Below are 20,732 nucleotides of genomic sequence, written 5' to 3' on the forward strand. Positions count from 1 at the left end.
GAGATAGTCGACGGCGCGCTGCGGAAGTTCGAACAGTTCGGATCGCTTCGATGCCGCTTTGCCGTTGCTGATCCACTCCGCGCGACGCTCGGAAGTCATGAGTTCAACCAGCTGCCTGTTGAAATGCTGCTGATCGAAGGGCAGCGGCGCCAGTAGTCCTGCATCCGCATCGCGCAGATATCCGGCATATCCGCAATTGGCTGTCACCAGCGCGGGCAGTCCGGCAAACATCGCTTCGAGAATCACCATGCCCGCATTCTCGTCGTAAGCGGGGAGCAGCAGACCGTCCGCTGCGAACAGAAACCTGGGCACGTCGTCCCGGCCTTCGGCAAAGAAGGTGACCTGTTCGATGATGCCCAGTCGCACCGCCATGCGCCGGAAGGGTTCCGCGTTGTCATGCCCGATCACAAACAGACGCACGCGTCCGGACAGGGAATCAGGCAGCGCGTGGATCGCCAGCAGCGCACGATCGAGGCCCTTCTTGATGAAGCCCGAGCCGATGAAGAGCAGCAGCAGATTGTCTTCCGTAAGCTGAAATTCCGTGCGCAGTGCGGTGCGGATGGGCCTGGTATCCGGTGGCGCGATGCGGTCTGTCTCGATGCCCGGGGGCAGGCTGTGAAAGCGCTCGGGCGGAGTGTCGTAGAAACGCCGGAAGGTCGGCGCCTGCCTTTCTGAAATGGTCATTATCTCCGTCGACACATGAGGATCGAACACGGCCCGTTCGAAGCGGGAGAAATGCCGGTATCTCGACAGTGCCCTGTACAGCGCGCCGCGCTGACTGCGGGCCTTCTCTTCGTAGCAGGAATCTCCGGCGTAGTAGGCGTCGAGCCCGGGCATCTTATTCATCCCGACAAGCAGATCAACGGGGTGATCCTGCAGATGGGTGTGAACCTCGGCGGCAAATCGTTCATAGAGCCGGTGATTCGACAGCGCCTCCACTTTCACGACATGCAGTTCGATATCTTCTTCCGGTGGCGGTGCGTTCCAGCGTATGACATAGAGACGAACCCGGTGACCGCGGCGCAGGCACTCCCTGGCGATCTTCATGAGATCGCGCTGAATGCCGCCGTGGGGAAAGTACTTGAACAGGGTGAAGGCGATCTGCATGGGGCGACTCAGTCCACCAGCCGCTCTATGGCAGGCCAGATCTCTTCGGGTGCGAGTCGCGCATAGCAGGCGGGTACGACCGTCCGGCCCTGCCAGTGCTGGGCAGCGCCCCGATAACCGCAGTCGCGGCGCAGACAGGGTGCGCAGGGGAAAGAAGCCTGCAGATTACTGGCCCTCGCACCCCGGGCCCCGGTGAGCGTTGCATCCGTGCTGCCATAGAGGGTCAGGGTAGGCACCCCCAGCGCGGCGGCCAGATGGCTCAAGCCGGAATCGACCCCCACCGCGAGCGCCGCAGCGGAGAGCCGATCAATCAGCGTATCGATGGTCATCGCGTCGAGCACCTCGACACCCGGGAGTCCAGCGGCAATCCGTCCGGCACGCGCCTGTTCCTCGCCGTTACCCCAGGGCAGCCGCACTGCAAAACCGCGCTCACTCAGGCGACGTGCGAGTTCGGTCCACATCGGCTCAGGCCAGTGCTTGCTGGTCCAGGTGGTGCCATGCAGCAGCACGCACTCCCGCTGCGCGCGGTCGCCTTTCCCATTCCGGGAATCCCCGATAGCGAAGCGCGGTTCGGCGTCCGTCATCCGGTAGCCGATCGCCGCCGCAAAAAGTTGCCGGAGCCGGTCCACGGCGTGCTGTTGCCGCCGCACCGGGTGACGGCTGCCGTAGAAGAGGCTGGCCGCACCCTCCCTGGCCGATGCCCAGTCAAAGCCCGATTTACGGCGGCCCCGGGCAAGCAGGGTGACTGCCGCGCTTTTCAGCAGTCCCTGGGCGTCGAGGATCAGCGAGTAGTCGCGCTCCCGCAGCTCCCGCCGGAACTGCGCAAGGTCGGCTCTGTTGGCATAGAGGCCGCGCCGCCAGCGCCGCCAGGCGATCGGCAGGACGCGCCGCACCGCCGGGTGTCGCGCGGGTATGCCCGCAAAAGCTTCCTCCACCACCCAGTCGAAGGTTACTCCATGGGCGGCGGCATCAGAGACAGCCGGCAGCGCGTGCACCACGTCACCCAGCGAGGACATCTTGATCAGCAGCACGTGCATTACAGACTTGGAGCCATCGATCGCATCGACGCTATTAAAGCACTTCGATCACCCGCTCCGGGCTCAAGTCTTTCAGACAGCGCAGGTGGCCCAGGGGACATTCACGCTGAAAGCAGGGGCTGCACTCGAGATCCAGTCGCAGCACCCTGGCAGCAGCGGACAGGGGTGGTGTGAAATCCGGCGAGGTGGAGCCGAACAGGGCAATGACCCGTCGCTCCAGCGCACAAGCCACATGCATCAGGCCCGAGTCGTTGCAGACCACGTCGTCTGCCATCGACAGCAGGTCCACCGCATCGGTCAGGCTGGTCCGCCCGGCAAGATTGACCAGGCCCGTAGGTACCAGGGTTTCGATCTCCCGGCACACCGGGACGTCATTCGGGGAGCCGAGCAGCCAGACCTGGCGACCCCTGGCCACCGATGCCCGGGCCACCGCGGCGAAGTGCTCGGCCGGCCAGCGCTTGGCCGCACCAAATTCGGCACCCGGACACAGCGCCGTGATCCCGCTGGTGTGGATGCCGAGATCGGTACACAACCGGGCAGCGTTGTCCGCATCTGCAGCCAGCCTCGGCAACGGCAGGGGGTCCGGCAGTCCCTGCCCGGGTTCGAGACCGAGGGCGACGAACTGCTGGATCATGAGCGGACAGGCGCTCTCATCCAGCGTGCGCCGGTCGTTGAGAATCAGCAGGCGGGACTCACCCGACCAGCCGGTACGCCTGGGGATACCCGCCCACCAGGGAATCAGCGCGGATTTGAAACTGTTGGGCAGCACGATGGCCTGATCGTAGTGTTCGCCCGCCAACCGGCGCGCCATTACCCGGCGCGCCGACCAGCCCAGCTCTCCATGTCCGACATCCAGGCGATGGGTCTGGCGCACACCCGGCATCCGCGCACCCAGGGCAGCGGTCGCCGGCGGTGCGAGCAGATCGATGGACAGGGTCTGATAACGGGCGCAGAGCTGCCGGATCAGCGCATGGGCCATGACCATGTCGCCCACCCAGGCAGGCGCCACGATGAGGACATTCACGTGCGCACGGGTGTCAGCCACTCGGGGAAGGCCTGGCGCTTGCCCCGCACCTGCTCGAAATAGAGACTCTGCAGCCGCTCGGTGATCGGGCCCCGTGCGCCACTGCCGATACGCCGGCCATCCAGCTCCCGGATGGGCAGCACTTCCGCGGCGGTCCCGGTGAAGAACGCTTCATCACAGATGTAGACCTCATCCCGTGTGATACGCCGTTCCACAAGGCAGAGACCGAGCTCCCGGGCCAGGTGCATGACCGTATTGCGGGTGATGCCATCCAGACAGGAGGTGAGTTCCGGGGTGTGGATCACTCCGTCGCGAACGATGAAGACGTTCTCGCCGGTGCCTTCCGCGACATAGCCTTCGTTGTCCAGCATCAGCGCCTCGTCGCAACCTGCGTCGATGGCTTCGTGCAGCGCCAGAATCGAATTGATGTAGTTGCCGTTGGCCTTCGCCTTGCACATGGTGATGTTCACATGATGTCGCGTATAAGACGATGTCCGCACCCGGATACCTTTGTCCCGGCTTTCCGCATCCATGTAGTTGGGCCAGGGCCAGGCGGCGATCACCAGATTGACCGACAGACCTTTTGCCCGCAGTCCCATGGCTTCGGATCCGAGATACACCATGGGGCGCAGATAGCCTTCTTCCAGCTCGTTGGCCGCGAATACTTCACACTGGGCGCGACTCACCTGCTCGGGCGTGAAGGGAATCTCAAGCTCGAGGATGTGGGCTGAATTGAACAGACGCCGTGTGTGTTCATGCAGTCTGAAGATGCAGGGCCCTTTCGGGGTCAGATACGCGCGTACCCCTTCAAACACCCCCACGCCATAGTGCAGCGTGTGTGTGAGTACGTGCACTTTTGCTTCGCGCCAGGGAATCATCTGACCGTTCTGCCAGATCCAGCCGTCCCGATCTGCTAAGTTTTCCGACGTCATAAGGATCCTCGATTCCTTTTCAGGCCGTTGTCTGCTCCCCGAAGACCAGCGTCCAGATGGTGCGTACCTCATCCCGGTAGGTCGCCAGGGTCAGCGATGCCCGTTCCCGGTCCGGAATGTCCAGCACGCTGCGATGCCACTCCGCCCGCAGCGCGATGTAGGCCTTCCGGAGCCTTCCAGCGGCACCCGACGGCAGCAGCTCGAGTCGCTCCACCGCATCGAGAATGCGGACATTGTCCGTAAATTCGGTGAGTGACGGATGCTGGTGGGCCCAGGCCAGGACCAGGTATTGCACCATAAACTCTATATCGACGATACCGCCTGCACCGCGCTTGAGATCCGCGTCCTCGTCTTCCAGCAGATGCTCGCTGATGCGTTCCCGCATCTTCAGAATTTCATCACGGAGGGTGTCGCGATCCCTTTCCAGGCCGAGAATTTCACGCCGTAACGCTGCAAAGCGTTTTGCCAGCGCCGCATCTCCCGCCACCGGCCGGGCCCGCACCAGCGCCTGCTGCTCCCAGGTCCAGGCGCGCTTGTCCTGATAGTCAGCGAAGGCGGACAGGGAACTCACCATGGTGCCCGCGCCACCTGATGGTCGCAGGCGGGTATCGATTTCGTAGAGCGCGCCGCTGTAGGTGGGCGCGGTGAGCACATGCAGCAGGCGACGTACGAGCCGCTGCAGAAAGGGGCCGGCGCCCTCCGGAAGGTCGTGCACAAAGACCAGATCCAGATCCGATCCGGGGCCGAGCTCTATGCCGCCCAGTTTGCCGTAACCCACGATGATGAAGGGCCGTGGCTGGGCGTATTCCGGAAAACGTTCGAGATTGGCATCCCAGGCCATCCGCAGGGCCGCGTCGAGGACCGCCTCCGCGAGGAAACTGAGGGCATCGCTCACCTTCATCAGCGGCAGGGTGCCGCGTACTTCCGCCAGGGCAACACTGAACACATGGTGACTCTTGAATTCGCGCAGCACATTCAGTGCCCGCTCTTCGTCTTCGCCTGCCGCCTTGAGGTCCTCTGCGAGGGATGCGGAAAGCGTGGCACGATCAGGCACCACACTGAGCTGACGGCCATCGAGGAGGGCATCGAAGAATATCGGGTGTTCGGCGAGCTGCTGAGCCAGCCACAGACTGGTGCCCACCAGATTCAGCAGATGTCGGAGTGTGTTGGGGTTTTCGGCGAGCAGCGACAGATAAGCCGAGCGCCGCAGCACCGCCCTGAGGATGGGTGTCACCCGCTCCAGAATCAGGTCGGACGACGGACCCTCTCCGGCGGATTCGCGCAGATGCTGGAGCAGCAGAGGCATGAGCCGATTCAACCGGGTCCGCGCATTTTCACTGACCGCGGGTCGATCCCGGGCACTGACCAGCCCGAGCAGCAGCGCGCTGCTGGCCTCGATTTCCTTGAAGCCGAAGCGCTGCAGACGCGCCGCGTCTGTGGGCGCACGCCACAGCGCGGTTGCTTCATCTTCTCCTTCAGGCTGTTCACCGAGCAGATCTTCGAACACCTTCTGGATTTCCACGCGATGGCGATCGAGCGCCGCGAGAAAGCCTGCGTAGTCGGCGAAGCCCCGGGACACGGCGAGACGCAGCCGGCTTTCCGGCGCTGCCGGCAGCTGCTGGGTCTGACGGTCGGCCTCGGCCTGGAGGCTGTGTTCGGTATCGCGCAGCATCCGGTAACCGGCAAGCAGGGCGTCGACCTTCGGCGCTTCGAGCAATCCAAGGCTGCCGAGTGCCGGCAGCACTTCCAGTAACCGCGGCGATTGCAGGACATGCTCCCGGCCACCCCAGATCATCTGATGCATCTGCACACAGAATTCCACATCCCGGATCCCCCCCGGCCCGAGCTTTACATCCTCGGACTGGTGCCGTTCGGCGATCAGACGCGCCTTCATATCGCGCAGCGCATCGATGGCACCGAAGTCGAGATAACGGCGAAACACGAAGGGGCGCAGATCTGCGAGCAGCCCGGTGCCCTCGGCGATATCCCCGGCACAGGCCCGTGCCTTCATGAGTGCGTAGCGCTCCCAGTCCCGACCCTGGGTGGCGTAATAGTTTTCGAGGTTGGCAAAGTCCACCGCGAGGGGGCCGCTGGCGCCATAGGGTCGCAGCCGCATATCCACCCGGAACACGAAGCCATCCACCGTCAGCGCATCCAGCGCCTGGATCAGCTGCTGGCCTACCCGTACGAAGAACTGCTGATTGGTTTCTCCGGATTCGGTGCTGCCCGCTTCCGGGTAGGTGAACACCAGATCCACGTCCGAAGACAGGTTGAGTTCTTCCGCGCCGAGTTTCCCCAGAGCAAGGACCACCAGCTGCTGAGGCCTGCCGCTGTCGGCACCCAGGGGCACACCGCGCCGCTCGCAGTTCCATGCGTATACCCGCTCCAAGGCCGCATCGATGAGCAGATCGGCCATGCTGGAGCAGACGTGGGTGGTCTCCTCCAGCGGTGCCAGGCCCAGCACGTGGCGCCACACCAGCCACAACTGGTGGCGCTGGCGCACCGATCGCAGCGCGCACTGCAGACCGGCCATGTCGGTGACCGCATCGAGCTGCTCCGTGAGTGCGGCTGCCAGATCTGCGGCGCTGGCAGGTTTATCGAATCGCCCGCGCCGCAGCGCATCCACCAGCCAGTCTTCGTGGCGCTGCGCGGTGCTGGCTGCGAATTCACTCAGAGAAAAAACCCGCACCAGGGCTTCCCGGGTATCTCCGGTCAGACCGGCGGATTGAATTTCTGTCAGGTATCCCGCGGCCCGCAGGCCGGCCGCGCGGAGCGAATCAGGGAGCGGAATCAACTCTGTGACGCAGGAGCGACGCGCAGCACTTCGGAGATCGTCGTCAATCCTGCACCGACTTTCTGTGCCCCGGACAGCCGCAGGGTGCGCATGCCTTCTTTCATCGCCACCTTGCGCAGCCCTTCGATATCGGTCTCGGTCTGCACCAGCCCCTGTACCTTCGTGCTCAAAGGCAGCAGTTCATAGACCCCCATGCGACCCAGGTAGCCGGTGTCCCGACACTCGAGGCAACCCCGGGGTGCATACACCCGGGCCGGCGGCTTCGCCCGGAAGGGGTGGGTGAGCAGCTGCCAGGCTTCGAGGTCGACGTTCTCTTCGACCTTGCAGTGCGGGCACAGGGTTCGCACCAGACGTTGCGCCATGACACCGAGCACGGTGGCTTTGATCATATAGGCAGGCAGGCCGAGGTCGAGCAGTCGGGTGATCGCCGTGGGCGCATCGTTAGTGTGCAGGGTGGAGATCACCAGGTGACCGGTCAGCGCCGCCTGAATCGCCATCTCCGCGGTTTCCAGATCACGGATCTCACCGACCATGATGATGTCCGGATCCTGTCGCAGCAGGGCGCGGACACCCTTCGCGAAAGTCACACCGATGTTCTGCTGCACCTGCATCTGGTTGAAGGCGGGCTCCACCATTTCAATCGGATCTTCGATGGTGCAGACGTTCACCTCGTCTGTGGCCAGCTGCTTCAGGGTGGAATAGAGGGTGGTGGTCTTGCCCGAGCCGGTGGGTCCGGTCACCAGAACGATGCCGTTGGGCTGATTGATCATGCCATGCCAGCGCTTGTAGTCCTCACCGGCCAGTCCCAGCTCGGAAAAACTGCGCAGCAGTACATCCGGATCGAAAATCCGCATCACCATCTTCTCGCCGAAGGCGGTGGGCAGCGTCGACAGGCGCAGTTCGACTTCGTCCCCTTCCTGGGACTTGGTCTTGATTCGGCCATCCTGGGGGCGACGTTTTTCCGCGACATCCATGCGGCCAAGGATCTTCAATCGGCTGGTCACCGCCGCATTCACCGCACCCGGCAGTTCATAGACGTGATGCAGCACGCCATCGATGCGGAAACGGATCAGACCTTTCTCGCGGCGCGGTTCGATATGGATATCACTGGCCCGCTGCTCGAAGGCATAGTTGAGCAGCCAGTCCACGATGTTGACGATGTGCGCATCGTTGGCGTCCGGCGATTTGAGCGTGCCGAGTTCGAGCATCTGCTCGAGGTTGGCGATACCGGAGACCTCGAATCCCGCTTCCTCAGCGCGGGAGACGGACCGCGCCATGGTGTAGAACTCGAGCATGTATTTATTCAGGTCCCGGGGATTCGCCACCTTGCGCTTGATGCGCCGGCCCCGCAGGGTCTGGGTGAGCATGCCCTCCCACTGATGCATGAAGGGCTGGGCACTGGCGATCACCACTTCGTCGTCGTTGACCTCGAGCACCAGGATGTTGTGGCGCTGAGCAAAGGCGTAGGACATCACTTCGGTCACCGCATTCACGTTGACCTTCAACGGATCGATGCGGGCATAGGGCTGGCGCGACTTGGCCGACAACCACAGCGTCAGGGTATCGAGGTCGAGTTTGTGGCCGGGCTTGTTGCGATTCTCGTATTCCCGATCCGCCACGATCTCCATCGGATGCTGCAGCAGTTCTTTCTTGGTACGGGGGGCGATGAGAATGTCTTCCGCCTGACGCTGGCTGATGAATTCTTCCCGCACCAGGTCATCGAGCAGCGAAGGGAGGTCTAGCAGACGCTCTGCAAGCAGATCCGGCTGGTCGATCAGTCGCTCCGACAGGGAGGACTCCCGCGGCTGCGCACCATCGGCCGGTATCCCTGCGGCAATCGCCGCGTCGTCCGCTGTCATATCGGCAGACGCCTCCGGCACCGGGTCTGCGTCACCGGTCAGTGGCTCGTGCGCGTGATCGCGCGCGACATCGCGCGCGACTTCCAGCATCGAAGGTTCGGGGAATTTGGGCGAAGCCGCAGCCGGCACAGCCGCGGCGGAAGATCCGCGCGTGCTGGGTGCCGCCTTCTGCGGTTCGCGTGGTGAGACAGGATTGGCCACGTAAGTCCCTGATTTAGCCAAACTTTAGCATCCAGACGAGCAGTTAACGGCATGCCAGAGGCAATTTCAACCGACTTCTCGTCGGCAAACATGACAGCCATCACACACCCGGCCACAGTGCCGGACATGTGGTGTAAAATCCGCGGCCCTTCTCCCGGCAAGAGTCTGCACCCTTGGACACGAGCGGCTACACCCGATGGTTCCGGGATTCAACACCCTACATCAGCATGCACCGCAACAAGACCTTCGTGGTCCTGCTGGAGGGTGAAGCCCTCGATCACCCGAACTTTGTCAACATCGTGCACGATCTGGCCCTGGTGCACGTCCTGGGTGCCCGCCTGGTCATCGTCCACGGTGCCCGCTCCCAGATCGCCAATCGCCTGCCGGACGGGGTATTCCACAATGGCCGCCGGGTGACGAGAGAAGAAGACCTGTCCATTCTGCTGCGTATTTTCGGCGAGCTGCGAACCCGGGTGGAGGCCTTGTTCTCCACTGGCCTGCCCACCAGTCCCCTGCGGGAAACGGAAATCAGTGTGGTCAGCGGCAACTTCGTCACCGCCCGCCCCCTGGGCATCATCGACGGGGTCGACCACCAGCTCACCGGCTGCACCCGCAAGGTGCACGCCACCCGGATTCACGGGGCTCTCGGCAGCGGTGCACTGGTGCTCATGTCGCCCATGGGGTATTCGTCGTCGGGTCAGGTCTTCAATCTGGCCTCGGACGAGCTGGCGGCAGACGTGGCCCTGGCCATCGGTGCAGACAAACTCATCGTGTTCAATGACAGCGGCGCGCTCACGGACGGCGATGGCGACCGCATCTCCCAGATGAGCCCGTCCCAGCTGCAGAGCATCGCCGAGGCCAACGGCGATCCGCAGCAGTCACAGTATCTGCAATCCATGGTCCGGGCGTGCCGCGGCGGCCTGAAGAGCTGTCAGCTGGTCAGCTACAGCGAAGACGGCGCGCTGCTCCGGGAGCTCTTCACAGCCCAGGGTGCCGGCACTCAGATCCGGGAAACCGGCAGTGAGTTCATCCGTCCTGCAACCACGGCGGATGTTGCCAGCATCGTGGAAATGATCCGGCCGCTGGAGGAGTCCGGTGTGCTGGTGCGACGCTCCAGGGATCGACTCGAAGCGGAGATCGAACATTTCCTCGTTGCCGCCATCGACAATACGGTGATCGGCTGCTGTGCGCTTTATCCCTACGGTGATGCAGTGGAACTGGCCTGTGTGGCCGTGCATCCTTCTTACCGCGACGCCGACCCGAGTGTGGGCCTGAGTCTGCTGGAAGCCGCCGAGAAGACCGCGCGCACCATGGGTGCCGGACGCCTGTTTGTACTGACCACCCAGACCCGGGACTGGTTTCTGGATAACGCCTTCGTGGATGCACCCATTGAAGACCTGCCGGCACCGAAACAGGCCCTCTACAACTTTCAACGCAATTCAAAAGTGATGATCAAACAACTTGGAACCAAGGCATGACCAGCAAGCGACCTTATTCGTCCACCATCGTCGATGGTGTCACCCACGCTCCCAGCCGGGCCATGCTCCACGCAGTGGGATTTACCGATGCGGATTTCAGCAAGCCCCAGATCGGCATCGCTTCGACCTTCAGCATGGTCACGCCCTGCAACATGCACATCAACACGCTGGCGGACGCGGCCGGCATGGGCGCAGACGAAGCGGGCGGCAAGAGCGTGCTGTTCAATACGATCACCGTCTCCGACGGCATCTCCATGGGCAGTCCGGGCATGCGCTACTCGCTGGTATCCCGGGAGGTTATCGCAGATTCGATCGAAACGGTGGTCGGCGCCCAGGGCTTTGATGGATTCGTCGCCATCGGCGGGTGCGACAAGAACATGCCCGCCTGCGCCATCGCCATGGCGCGGCTCGACCGGCCGAGTGTGTTTGTCTACGGCGGCACCATTCAGCCGGGTGCTGAGCGCCGCGACATCATTTCCGTGTTCGAAGCGGTCGGCGGACATGCCGCCGGCAATGTTTCGGACATCGCGCTCAAGGAAGTCGAGCGCACGGCCATCCCCGGACCCGGCTCCTGCGGCGGCATGTACACGGCCAATACCATGGCCTCCGCCATCGAAGCCCTCGGTCTGTCTCTGCCCAACAGCTCCGCACAGGAAGCCGTATCCCAGGCCAAGCGCGACGACAGTTATCGTGCGGGTGCCGCGGTGTTCAATCTGATCGAGCGCGGTCTGCGCCCGAGCGACATCCTCTGCCGGGAAGCCTTCGAAAACGCGATCACCACGGTGATCGCCCTCGAAGGTTCAACCAATGCCGTGCTGCATCTGCTGGCCATCGCGCATGCCGCCAATGTGCCCCTGTCACTGGCAGACTTCAGCCGCATCGGCGCCCGGGTACCCGTGCTCGCCGACATGCGTCCGGCCGGACAGTACGCGATGAGTGAACTGATCGCGATCGGCGGCATCCAGCCACTGATGAAGCGACTGCTCGACGAAGGTCTGCTGCATGGGGACTGTATGACGGTGACCGGAAATACCCTGCGGGAGAATCTCGCGGAGGTGGCCGACTATCCCGCCGGTCAGCAGATCATCCGGCCCTTCAGCAATCCGGTTAAGAAGGACTCCCATCTGGTCATTCTGCACGGCAATCTGGCCCCCGAAGGCGCAGTCGCGAAGATCACCGGGCACGAAGGGCTGGTGTTCACAGGCAAAGCCAAGTGCTTCCAGGGCGAGGAGGCCGCCATGAGCGCGATCATGGCTGGGGTGATCGTCAAGGGTGATGTGGTCGTGGTGCGCTATGAAGGTCCACGGGGTGGACCCGGCATGCGTGAAATGCTCTCACCGACCAGCGCCATCAATGGCCGCGGGCTCTCCAAAGACGTGGCACTGATCACCGACGGACGTTTCAGCGGCGGTTCCCACGGCTTCGTGATCGGCCATATCACGCCCGAAGCTTTCGAAGGCGGACCCATTGCCCTGATCGAAGACGGCGACACCATCACCGTGGATGCCGAAGCACGGGAAATCCGTCTGCAGGTGGACGACGCGGAAATCGCGCGACGGCGGGCCCGCTGGCAGCCACCTGCGCCCTACACCACCCGCGGCGCGCTGGCGAAATACGCGAAGCTGGTGAGCTCAGCGAGTCTGGGCGCAGTCACCGACCTCTGACGGCGGACGCCCAGACGCGCCGGCACGCGGTGACTGCCGGCACCCTGTGACCGGGTGCTCAGTTCATCGCCCCGCCATGCACTAGCATGAAAGCTCGCACGGCGGACGAGCCCGCGGACTGCAAGCATGGATGCCCCGAGAACCTGGATCTTCCAGCGCGTCTTACTGGTGACGCTGATCTCGATCGCCGCCTCGGTGGCGATCACGCTGGCCATTACCTGGTTTTTTACCGGCGCCTTCCAGCTCGGCATGGGCCTGTTCATCGCGATTTTCGCACCGGCTGTGATCGCGCCCGTGGGCAGCTATCAGTACATCTCCCTCACCTGTCGTCTGCGCACAGCCAACGAGCAGCTGCGCGTCCTGTCCGAGATCGATTCGCTGACCGGCGCCCTCAACCGGCGACGCTTTCTCGAACTCAGCGAACAGCAGCTGTCGCTGGCCGCTCGACACGGCTACCCGACCAGTCTGCTGGTCATCGACTTCGACCACTTCAAACAGGTCAACGACCGTTATGGCCACGCCGGTGGCGATCGGGTGCTGGTGGAGATCACCGAAGTCATACGCCGGACCATTCGCGACTCAGATCTGCTCGGCCGGGTCGGTGGCGAAGAATTCGCACTGCTCCTGCCCCATACCGCCGGACAGGGTGCCGCACTCCTGGCCGAGCGGGTCGTGCAGGCGATCCGCGCCACGGCGATCGACGCCGCCGATGTATCGATTCAGGTCACTGTCAGTATCGGTGGGGCAACCTGCGAGAGCAGCCGCACTCCGCTGGATCAGCTGCTGCACAGCGCCGACGAACAGCTCTACGAGGCAAAACAGGCGGGCCGTAATCGCGTGCATATTTCGCCTGCCGCGGGAGATATCGACCGCCGCTACCAGGCCGCATCGTGATCAGCACAAGGCCTGCGCCTTCTGCCGCGGCGCCGCAACGGGGACTCATGTACCCGCCAGCCGCGAATTGCATACCTGGGTCCGGCAGGACAGAATCGGAAACCATGACGTCGAACAGACAGCCAGGACCGCATCCGTTCGTCACAGCACTCTGTGCCGTGGTGTTTTGGCTCGGCGCAGGCATGCCGAGTGTTCAGGCCGACAGCGCCGCATTGGCACTCCCGACTGCCGCGGCAGACAGCCCTGGGACCGCAGCAGACGGTGTTGCGGGGCTGCGCGCGTCCCGCATCCTGGTGGACAAATCCGAGCGCCTCCTGACTCTCTTCAGCGCCGGCAGGCCGATTCGCCAGTATCCGATTTCCCTCGGTCTCAATCCCCGGGGGCACAAACTCCAGGAAGGGGACAAGCGTACCCCGGAAGGCATCTATCTCATCGACTTCAAGAACCCGGACAGCGCCTTCTACCGCTCCCTGCGGGTTTCCTATCCGAACGAGCGGGATCGCCTGGCCGCCGAGGAGCGCGGCTACGAGCCCGGCGGACAGATCATGATCCACGGCACCCCGAACGGCCGTCTGATCCGAACTTCGAGCAGCTATGGCTACGACTGGACCGATGGCTGCATCGCGGTCACCAATGCCGCCATGGATGAGCTCTGGCAACTGGTGGATCTCGGAACACTCATCGAAATCAGACCCTGAAACCTGCGGGCACACAATGGACTGGAAAATCTTCCTCACCGTCTTCGGCACCGTTTTCCTCGCTGAGCTGGGGGACAAAACTCAGCTCGCCACGCTGCTCTTTGCCAGCCGCGAAGGGGTCAGTCTGCTCACGGTGTTTCTGGCCGCTTCCGCCGCGCTGATCGCCACCACCGCGGTCGGTGTCGCCGCGGGCAGTTTCGTAGCGGACCAGATCGATCCGAAGTACCTGTCCTATGTCGCCGGGGCAGGCTTCATCCTGATCGGGCTGTGGACGCTCTGGACCGCAGCGAACTGATGCTGCAGTCCGTTTAAACCGGGTCCCGGGTGTTGACGCCGTCCAGAGGATAGATGGGCCGGCGCACTCTGCTGAATGTGAGCTGGGAGTAGTCTGAGGTGCACACCCCGACCCCGGCGCATTCCACTGTCTCCCGGACCAGGGGAGCAAATCCAACCCGGTAGTGGATGCGGGATTTCAGCATCAGAAAACGCCGGGAGCGCGGCTCGATGCCCAGGGAGCGGAAACAGCCCGGATCGAAGGGTTCGATGTGCCGGGAAATGACCACCACATCGACCGATCCGATACGCAGCACGGCCGTCCTGCCCATGTTCATGGTCAGACCCCGGGACATCGCAACGGTGGCCGGGAAACGCCCTTCGCTCAACAGTTTTACCGTGCCCGTCACCCGCAGTGGTCTGCTCTGTACCTTGAGTGCCGGCATCTTCAGCTTGCCGCCAAGATCCAGGCTGATTTCGTTGCCGATACCGGCCGCTTCCATCTGCGCAACGGCTGCCGGATCGAAGATTCCGAATACGGCAACGTCTTCCAGGCCCTGCCTGAGAATTTCCGCCAGTACTTCTGTGGTATCCATGGTGCCGCCCGATGCCGTGTTGTCGTAGTGATCCAGCAGCAGCACGGGGCCATCGGACGCCCCGGACTCACCAAGCTGTTTTGCCCGGGCCACCGACTCCTCGAGCGGGTCGACCTTATAGACGAAGGCGGCTCTGTCCTGCCACGCCTGGTCGAGCAGTTCATCGCGCCAGCTTTCAGCCAGCGCCCGGTCGGCGTCTGTCACCACCACCACCGACAGTCCGGCGTTGTAAATGTCGGCGTGGGGAAAACCTGTAAACAGACTCACCGCGATACCGCCCTGGGCTTCCATTTCGATCACCCGCTGCTGCAGTTCCCGATTGGGGAAGTCGTCGGTACCCTGGCGCATCACATGCGGCAGCATGGGTGCATTACCCCAGACCATGGTGGGGCGCACTTTTCCTGTCACGCAATCGAGTATGGCTCGACCGCCTCTGAGGGCCGTGCCATCCATGTCGATGTGGGGATACGTGTGATAGCCTGTTATGAGCGTGGCGTGCTCGACGATGGCCGGATACAGATTGGCGTGCATGTCCAGCGCAACGGCAATCGGCAGGCTGGGTGCGATCTCCCGGATCCGCCTGAGCAGTTCGCCCTCGCCGTCTTCATAGGTGCGCGTGACCATGGCACCATGCAGATCCAGCATCAGCGCGTCGCAGCCACCGGCCACCGCCGCCAGTATCTTCGCGCACGCATACTCGAAGGCGTCGTCTTCCACAGGACCCGAAGGCGGGGCTGCCGCCACCACCGGAATGGTCACCCGGGCGCCGACTTCGGCAGCCGCCTGCAGATAACCGCCGACACAGCTGGCGGTGCCCCGATAGGTTCGGATCGCCTCCTCTCCTTCCAGGGGCACGCCGCGGCCACCGGAGAAGCGATCGAGATCTGTGAGTACCGGCGAGAAGGTGTTCGTCTCGTGACTGAGTGTGGCTATGACAACGTGCATGGATTCACCCTGGATCCGACGGTTGCGGATGTTCTGTGTAGCTTGAGTGGAAACCACCGGCATTCGGCATGGGGACTGCGGGTAGTGAGCGGGCGTTCAGCTCATGATTCTCAGCGACGATGCCATTGAGAAAAAGCACATAGGCAGTGAGCGCGTAAACCTGATCGTCACTCAGGGAGCCCGGACTCTGGTAAGGCATCGCACGACGCACGTAGTCGAACAGGGTGGTCGCGTAGGGCCAGTAGCTGCCGACGGTGAGCAGTGGTGCCGGTCCGGCGAGCGACCCCTGGCCACCGGCGAGGCGGTCGTTGATGCCGCCTGTCCCGTCAGCTCCGTGACAGGCCTGACAATGTACGGCATAGAGTTCGCCGCCAGCGGCGGCGCTACCCGAACCCGCGGGCAGACCCGTGCCGTCGGGCAGGATGGTCTTTGCCAGGGCGCCGATCTCCGCCGCGGTGAGCGGCTCACCGAGGTCCGGATTCAGCCGCTCGCCCCAGCCCGGGCTGGTAAGCAGAAGCAGGGTGACCAGCTGAACGTAGATTGCAACGCGGCGGCCTGACGCACTGCCCAGCGCGCGCCACAGTTGTACGCGCACCGCAAAAAATCCAGAAAACCTCTGCGCCCTATACAAAGGCATTGTGGATCTCTCCCGCTGCATCGATCTGCCAGGCCTGAATGCCATTGAAATGATAGATGGCGCCAGGTGCCCGGGACTCGACCAGGGCCGCGCGGGTTGGCTGCACCGCACCGGTTTCGTCCGTTGCCCGGGAAAGCAGCTGACAGGGTGCGCCGTTCCAGCGCCAGGCGCAGCGGAATCGACACAGCGCCTGGGGCAGGGGGGGTTCGTCCAGATGGGCCGGAGCCCAGCTGCGTCCACCATCAGCTGAAACCTCCACAGTGCGCACCCTGCCCGCCCCGGACCAGGCCAGTCCGCTGATCTGATAGACGCCGGGTTCTCCCATGTGAAGTCCCGGTGCAGGGCTGGTGATCACGGATTTCACCCCCATCGGGAAAGTGAACAGAGCCGCTTTCCCATCCGGTCCGAGATCCGAATATTTCGAGGTTTCATAGCGCGTCATTGCCGGTGCGGCAGTGACTTCGATGCGCTGCAGCCATTTCACGCTCATGTTGCCTTCATAGCCCGGCAGGAACAGGCGCACCGGGTAGCCGTTTTCCGGTCGCAGCCGTTCACCGTTCTGATAAAGGGCGATGAGTGCATCGTCGAAGGCCTTTGCGAGGGGCACGCTGCGGCTCAGGCGGGCGGCATCCGCCCCTTCCGCGATCAGCCAGCGCGCCTGGGGGAGCACGCCCGCTTCCTCGAGCAGGGCGTTCAGCGGCACACCGGCCCAGTCACTCTGGGAAACCAGTCCATGAATCTCGCCGCAGGTCAGGGTTGCGGGCACTTTCGACACCTGGATCCCGCTGTTACCCGAACATTCGAAGAACTGCAGCCGGGACTGCATCGCATAGCGGGTGAGCGACGCCATGCTGAAGCGCAGAGGACGACGCACGAGACCATGGATAACCAGACTGTGCTGCTCGGGATCAATAGCGGGCACACCGCTGTGGTGTCTCTCGAAATGCAGTCCGCTGGGTGTCACCGTGCCTTCGAGGCGCTCCAGCGGAGTGCGCGACGCGCCACTGCCGGTGGTGCCTGGTTGTGACCCTATACCCACACGCTGGACACGGTGTTCATGCGCCGAAGGTTTGCCGTAGCCGGAAAGGGGTGCCCCGGGGGCCACACTCCACGCCGCCCGCGGAGCGCCCGCCGCCTGTGCGCTCAGCAGCAGGCCGCCGCCGAACAGTGACGTGGTTGCCCGGAGAAACAGGCGCCGATCGAGCAGCCCGTTGCCCGCTGCAGGAATCCGTGTCGAATCCCAGTCCTGCATATCGCCCCGCCCTTGAATTTCCCTCCAGCCCCGACATGGTATGCCATCCCGGGGTCCGGGTAACGACGGTGTCATCCCGGGTGACTCGAATGGAACCATGCGGCATTATCCCGACAGAATGAATCGATCCGGGAGCACACGCCATGACCGTCCGTCCACTCTTCGCTGCACTGCTGGCGCTTACGCTGCCAGCCTGCACCCCGGAAGTCGGCAGCGATGCCTGGTGCAAAAAAATGGTGGACACACCAAAGGGCGACTGGACTGCCAACGACGCAGCCAGCTTCGCGAAACATTGCGTTCTCAAGACTTACAACTGACCACCCGCACGGGCAACCCCGCCAGCCCAGCCGCTTCTGCCCGCGCTACGGCGCTGGTGCCCGAATCCTTTGCCGTGCCTGAAGGACTCGAACACCCGGACTTCCGGCTCCGTAAGCTGACGGAAGATCTGACCCGATCCGACTACGAAGCAGTGATGGCAACCCGGCAGCGACTGCGGGCACACAGCCCCAATGGCTGGCCCAGGATCGGCTTCACCCTCGAAGAAAACCGGGCCGATCTGATCCGTCACGAGACCGAATTCGATGCGCGGATCGCCTTCGCCTACAGCGTGTTGGCGCCCGCTACTGACGAGGTGATCGGCTGCGTGTATATCAAACCCTCATCCAGCGCCGACGCCGAGGTGTATCTGTGGATGCGGGAAAAGGAACATACTGCAGGCATGACGCCCGAATTGTTTGTAACGGTGCAGGCGTGGTTGAGCAGGTGCTGGCCCTTCGCCACCATAGACTTTGTCCGGCGCGAGTACTACCCACTGGTCTAGGGGGCCGCGCGGCGGCACCGGGCACCACCCTGCAGCAGGGAGTGAGGTCTCATGCCCATCGTGACGATCGAAATTCTCGAAGCAGACCCGGCCAGTGGTCTGACAGATCTGCCGGATGCGGTGAAGCTCCAGGAAATCGCCGATGACCTGGGTGCGCTGTTCGGATCACAACCCTCGGGAACCTGGGTCAAAGTCCGCCGTCAGCCGCGCCGGTACTACGCGGAGAACGATGTCGTCCTGGACCAGGACCTGAATCCGGTGATGGTGGAAGTGCTCAAGGCCGACATCGGCGACACCGAAGCGCTCGCCATCGAGGCGGCCGCGGTGTGCAGCGTGGTCGCCCGCAAACTGGGTCGCGACACCGATCATGTGCACGTGGTGTATCTGCCCTCTGCACGAGGTCGTGTGGCATTCGGCGGCCGCCTCGTCCGCTGATTGTGGCAGACACCGAGCCCGGGGCGCCCGTCGAGCGCGCCTTCGATGAGTTCATCGATCAGCATCCGGCATCCGTGCGGCTGGTCTGCTGGCGATCGGGCCCACAGCAGAGCGGAACAGACTCTCAGCACAGTGGACATCTCGAAATCGAAACCAAACATGGTCAGGTGGCCGTCATCGATCACCGCTCCGGCGTCGTCTACCGGCACCCGCCAAGACCCCGGGGCACAGCCCCGGAGGACGACCGCTGCTGGCGCGATCTCACCGCCCGTGTGCCGGTGGCCTTCGACGGGCGACCGCAATTCACAGCCATAGCGCCCAGGCGTGACCACAAGGGCACGCTGATCGCCTGGCGTTTCGAACTGAGTACCGGCTGCGCCTTCGAGTTCCACATGCATCCCGACCATCCGGTACTATCCACCGATCCATAGCGTCTGGACCGTCTGATGAATATTGCCACCGCAGCTGCCCTCATATCGTTCTCCCTGCTGGCTTTCCCGCAGGCGCGGGCAGACGGACCGGCCGTACTGCTGGACGCAACCGGATTCAACACCGTGCTGGCCAGGGCGGACGAGCGCCTCTACATATCGGGCCAGCCCACTCCCGAGGGCTTCGCGCGCCTGCGTAAGGAAGGGGTAACCACGGTGATCAATCTGCGCACCGAGCCGGAGATGAGTGCGCTGCCTTTCGATGAGGCCGCCACCCTGGCGGACCTCAGTATGGACTACGTCCATCTGCCCTCCGGAGGACCGGACACGCCATACGCGCCGGCAACCCTGGAACGCTTCGCAGACGTTCTGGCCACGGCAGAGGGGAAGGTACTCCTCCACTGCACGGTGGCCTGGCGCGCCAGTCACCTCTATGCCGCTTATCTCTACCGTCACCGTGGGCTCTCCCTCGAAGATGCCATCGCCCGGGCCAACGGAATCAACTTCGGCGGCCTGCCGATTGAAGGCTTTCTTGGCGAATCGCTCGAAGTTCGCGCCGCGCAGTGAACGCGCCGGGCGATCTCAAGATCAGGTAACAGATGAAACACAAGGCGCTGCAGATCGGGACCGCGCACCCGGACGACTACGACGCGCTGCTGACCATGAACACCGCGGCCGTGCCCGCGGTGAACCGGATCGATCGGAATCTGCTCGAAAAGCTGCACCGGCAGGCCGAAGTCCTGCTGGTGGCCCGGGAATCCGCGGCGCCAGGAAGCCCGGCGGGATTTCTGCTCGCGCTCAACGAGCAGGCCGATTACGGCAGTCCGAACTTCCTCTACTTCCGGGACCGCTATCCCAGCTTTGCCTACGTGGATCGGGTGGTGGTTGATCCCCGGGTACGCGGCCAGGGGATCGGCAAGCGCCTCTATCAGGCACTCATCGAGCACCGTCGCAACCAGGGTCTGATCACCTGTGAGGTCAATGTCGAACCGCCCAATCCCGGTTCCCTGTCGTTCCATCAGCGCATGGGATTCAGGGCGGTGGATGAGCAGGCCACAGAAGGTGGCAACAAGCGGGTTGCGCTGATGGTTCTGACCTTGCCCGGCGGACCCCGGCGTCACAGCGTGGATGCGTACCTGCCGGATTCCGATCCCTCATGACCCCCGCCATTCGTGCGCTGGACGCGGCGGGTATCCCCTATCAGGTACTGCGCTACCAGGTGGACGAGACGAGCAATCTGGGTGTGGCCGCGGCTGCCGCACTCCGCCTGGACCCGACCGTGGTGTTCAAAACGCTGATCTTCGAATGGGAGGGTGGCAACCACGGCGTCGCGGTCATACCGGTCGCCGAATCCCTCGACCTGAAGGCGCTGGGCCGTATCTGCGGAACAAAAAGCGCCACCCTGGCACCGGCCATCACGGCCGAGCGCCTGACAGGTTATGTGATCGGCGGTATCAGTCCCATCGGGCAGAAGCGACAGCTCCCGACCTTCATCGACAGCCGGGCGCTGTTACTCGACACCCTCTACATCAGCGCAGGGCGACGCGGACTGGAACTGGGAATCGCTTCCCGGGACCTCATCGACTGCTGCCAGGCCCGGGTCGCGGATCTGACCACCGCGCATCGAGCGAACGGGCCTTCAGCGATCGGGTGAGTCA

20 protein-coding genes and 1 pseudogene are annotated in these 20,732 nt (G+C 63.5%); 12 read left to right on the forward strand and 9 right to left on the reverse strand.

The window, feature by feature from the left end:
• From R3E82_22205 to R3E82_22230, 6 genes and pseudogenes are all read right to left on the reverse strand, one after another.
• Positions 1–1,107 (reverse strand): annotated as a pseudogene (locus tag R3E82_22205) (glycosyltransferase family 4 protein).
• 8 nt (positions 1,108–1,115) lie between these two features.
• On the reverse strand, positions 1,116–2,144 hold the full coding sequence (waaC, locus tag R3E82_22210; protein MEZ5553609.1) for a lipopolysaccharide heptosyltransferase I: 1,029 nt from the start codon (positions 2,142–2,144) through the stop codon (positions 1,116–1,118).
• Between the two features lie 34 nt (positions 2,145–2,178).
• Positions 2,179–3,168 carry a lipopolysaccharide heptosyltransferase II gene (gene waaF, locus R3E82_22215; GenBank protein MEZ5553610.1) on the reverse strand — a complete coding sequence of 330 codons (990 nt, stop codon included), beginning with the start codon at positions 3,166–3,168 and terminating at the stop codon, positions 2,179–2,181.
• Positions 3,165–4,100, reverse strand: coding sequence for a branched-chain amino acid transaminase (locus R3E82_22220; protein MEZ5553611.1), 936 nt, complete (start codon positions 4,098–4,100; stop codon positions 3,165–3,167). Before R3E82_22220 ends, waaF begins: the two co-directional genes overlap by 4 nt.
• 19 nt (positions 4,101–4,119) lie before the next feature.
• On the reverse strand, positions 4,120–6,894 hold the full coding sequence (glnE, locus tag R3E82_22225) for a bifunctional [glutamate--ammonia ligase]-adenylyl-L-tyrosine phosphorylase/[glutamate--ammonia-ligase] adenylyltransferase (GenBank protein MEZ5553612.1): 2,775 nt from the start codon (positions 6,892–6,894) through the stop codon (positions 4,120–4,122).
• Complete coding sequence (locus R3E82_22230; GenBank protein ID MEZ5553613.1) at positions 6,891–8,843, reverse strand: GspE/PulE family protein; 1,953 nt, start codon at positions 8,841–8,843, stop codon at positions 6,891–6,893. The genes glnE and R3E82_22230 overlap by 4 nt, the downstream gene beginning before the upstream one ends.
• A gap of 284 nt (positions 8,844–9,127) precedes the next feature.
• Between R3E82_22230 and argA the strand changes: the two genes are divergently transcribed.
• From argA to R3E82_22255, 5 genes are all read left to right on the forward strand, one after another.
• The gene (gene argA / locus R3E82_22235; protein MEZ5553614.1) at positions 9,128–10,432 is read left to right on the forward strand and encodes an amino-acid N-acetyltransferase; all 1,305 of its coding nucleotides are present in this window, start codon (positions 9,128–9,130) and stop codon (positions 10,430–10,432) included.
• Complete coding sequence (gene ilvD / locus R3E82_22240) at positions 10,429–12,096, forward strand: dihydroxy-acid dehydratase (protein ID MEZ5553615.1); 1,668 nt, start codon at positions 10,429–10,431, stop codon at positions 12,094–12,096. The genes argA and ilvD overlap by 4 nt, the downstream gene beginning before the upstream one ends.
• Positions 12,097–12,222: 126 nt before the next feature.
• The gene (locus R3E82_22245; GenBank protein ID MEZ5553616.1) at positions 12,223–12,990 is read left to right on the forward strand and encodes a GGDEF domain-containing protein; all 768 of its coding nucleotides are present in this window, start codon (positions 12,223–12,225) and stop codon (positions 12,988–12,990) included.
• Positions 12,991–13,172: 182 nt separating this feature from the next.
• Positions 13,173–13,688 carry a L,D-transpeptidase family protein gene (locus R3E82_22250; GenBank protein ID MEZ5553617.1) on the forward strand — a complete coding sequence of 172 codons (516 nt, stop codon included), beginning with the start codon at positions 13,173–13,175 and terminating at the stop codon, positions 13,686–13,688.
• A gap of 16 nt (positions 13,689–13,704) precedes the next feature.
• On the forward strand, positions 13,705–13,983 hold the full coding sequence (locus R3E82_22255) for a TMEM165/GDT1 family protein (GenBank protein ID MEZ5553618.1): 279 nt from the start codon (positions 13,705–13,707) through the stop codon (positions 13,981–13,983).
• 13 nt (positions 13,984–13,996) lie between these two features.
• Here R3E82_22255 and R3E82_22260 read toward each other — a convergent pair whose 3' ends face one another.
• From R3E82_22260 to soxC, 3 genes are read right to left on the reverse strand one after another with little or no spacing between them, the layout of a single operon-like run.
• A complete protein-coding gene (locus R3E82_22260; GenBank protein MEZ5553619.1) occupies positions 13,997–15,502 on the reverse strand; it encodes a M81 family metallopeptidase in 1,506 nt (501 codons plus the stop codon).
• A gap of 4 nt (positions 15,503–15,506) precedes the next feature.
• On the reverse strand, positions 15,507–16,097 hold the full coding sequence (locus R3E82_22265; protein MEZ5553620.1) for a cytochrome c: 591 nt from the start codon (positions 16,095–16,097) through the stop codon (positions 15,507–15,509).
• 28 nt (positions 16,098–16,125) lie between these two features.
• Positions 16,126–17,391, reverse strand: coding sequence for a sulfite dehydrogenase (gene soxC, locus R3E82_22270; protein MEZ5553621.1), 1,266 nt, complete (start codon positions 17,389–17,391; stop codon positions 16,126–16,128).
• Positions 17,392–17,534: 143 nt separating this feature from the next.
• Here soxC and R3E82_22275 point away from each other — a divergent pair, with 143 nt between their 5' ends.
• From R3E82_22275 to ybaK, 7 genes are all read left to right on the forward strand, one after another.
• The gene (locus R3E82_22275) at positions 17,535–17,708 is read left to right on the forward strand and encodes a DUF3012 domain-containing protein (protein ID MEZ5553622.1); all 174 of its coding nucleotides are present in this window, start codon (positions 17,535–17,537) and stop codon (positions 17,706–17,708) included.
• A gap of 74 nt (positions 17,709–17,782) precedes the next feature.
• Positions 17,783–18,211, forward strand: a complete 429-nt coding sequence (locus R3E82_22280; protein ID MEZ5553623.1) for a hypothetical protein — start codon at positions 17,783–17,785, stop codon at positions 18,209–18,211.
• A gap of 51 nt (positions 18,212–18,262) precedes the next feature.
• Positions 18,263–18,646 (forward strand): hypothetical protein, encoded by a 384-nt coding sequence (locus tag R3E82_22285; GenBank protein MEZ5553624.1) that lies wholly within the window; start codon positions 18,263–18,265, stop codon positions 18,644–18,646.
• A gap of 2 nt (positions 18,647–18,648) precedes the next feature.
• Complete coding sequence (locus R3E82_22290) at positions 18,649–19,077, forward strand: hypothetical protein (GenBank protein ID MEZ5553625.1); 429 nt, start codon at positions 18,649–18,651, stop codon at positions 19,075–19,077.
• A 15-nt stretch (positions 19,078–19,092) separates the two neighbouring features.
• Complete coding sequence (locus R3E82_22295) at positions 19,093–19,641, forward strand: protein tyrosine phosphatase family protein (protein ID MEZ5553626.1); 549 nt, start codon at positions 19,093–19,095, stop codon at positions 19,639–19,641.
• A gap of 32 nt (positions 19,642–19,673) precedes the next feature.
• Positions 19,674–20,234 carry a GNAT family N-acetyltransferase gene (locus R3E82_22300; protein MEZ5553627.1) on the forward strand — a complete coding sequence of 187 codons (561 nt, stop codon included), beginning with the start codon at positions 19,674–19,676 and terminating at the stop codon, positions 20,232–20,234.
• Positions 20,231–20,728 (forward strand): Cys-tRNA(Pro) deacylase, encoded by a 498-nt coding sequence (gene ybaK / locus R3E82_22305; protein MEZ5553628.1) that lies wholly within the window; start codon positions 20,231–20,233, stop codon positions 20,726–20,728. Before R3E82_22300 ends, ybaK begins: the two co-directional genes overlap by 4 nt.
• Positions 20,729–20,732 lie beyond the last annotated feature (4 nt).

Source organism: Pseudomonadales bacterium (assembly GCA_041395945.1).
GTDB lineage: Bacteria > Pseudomonadota > Gammaproteobacteria > Pseudomonadales > Azotimanducaceae > SZUA-309.

Coding starts and splice junctions, on each gene's coding strand:
- ybaK (MEZ5553628.1), top strand. CDS start 20,231: ATGACCCCCGCCATTCGTGCGCTGGACGCGGCGGGTATCCCCTATCAG.
- ilvD (MEZ5553615.1), top strand. CDS start 10,429: ATGACCAGCAAGCGACCTTATTCGTCCACCATCGTCGATGGTGTCACC.
- soxC (MEZ5553621.1), bottom strand. CDS start 17,391: ATGCAGGACTGGGATTCGACACGGATTCCTGCAGCGGGCAACGGGCTG.
- R3E82_22255 (MEZ5553618.1), top strand. CDS start 13,705: ATGGACTGGAAAATCTTCCTCACCGTCTTCGGCACCGTTTTCCTCGCT.
- R3E82_22285 (MEZ5553624.1), top strand. CDS start 18,263: ATGCCCATCGTGACGATCGAAATTCTCGAAGCAGACCCGGCCAGTGGT.
- R3E82_22275 (MEZ5553622.1), top strand. CDS start 17,535: ATGACCGTCCGTCCACTCTTCGCTGCACTGCTGGCGCTTACGCTGCCA.
- R3E82_22300 (MEZ5553627.1), top strand. CDS start 19,674: ATGAAACACAAGGCGCTGCAGATCGGGACCGCGCACCCGGACGACTAC.
- R3E82_22220 (MEZ5553611.1), bottom strand. CDS start 4,100: ATGACGTCGGAAAACTTAGCAGATCGGGACGGCTGGATCTGGCAGAAC.
- R3E82_22245 (MEZ5553616.1), top strand. CDS start 12,223: ATGGATGCCCCGAGAACCTGGATCTTCCAGCGCGTCTTACTGGTGACG.
- waaC (MEZ5553609.1), bottom strand. CDS start 2,144: ATGCACGTGCTGCTGATCAAGATGTCCTCGCTGGGTGACGTGGTGCAC.
- R3E82_22260 (MEZ5553619.1), bottom strand. CDS start 15,502: ATGCACGTTGTCATAGCCACACTCAGTCACGAGACGAACACCTTCTCG.
- R3E82_22250 (MEZ5553617.1), top strand. CDS start 13,173: ATGCCGAGTGTTCAGGCCGACAGCGCCGCATTGGCACTCCCGACTGCC.
- R3E82_22230 (MEZ5553613.1), bottom strand. CDS start 8,843: ATGCTGGAAGTCGCGCGCGATGTCGCGCGCGATCACGCGCACGAGCCA.
- R3E82_22295 (MEZ5553626.1), top strand. CDS start 19,093: ATGAATATTGCCACCGCAGCTGCCCTCATATCGTTCTCCCTGCTGGCT.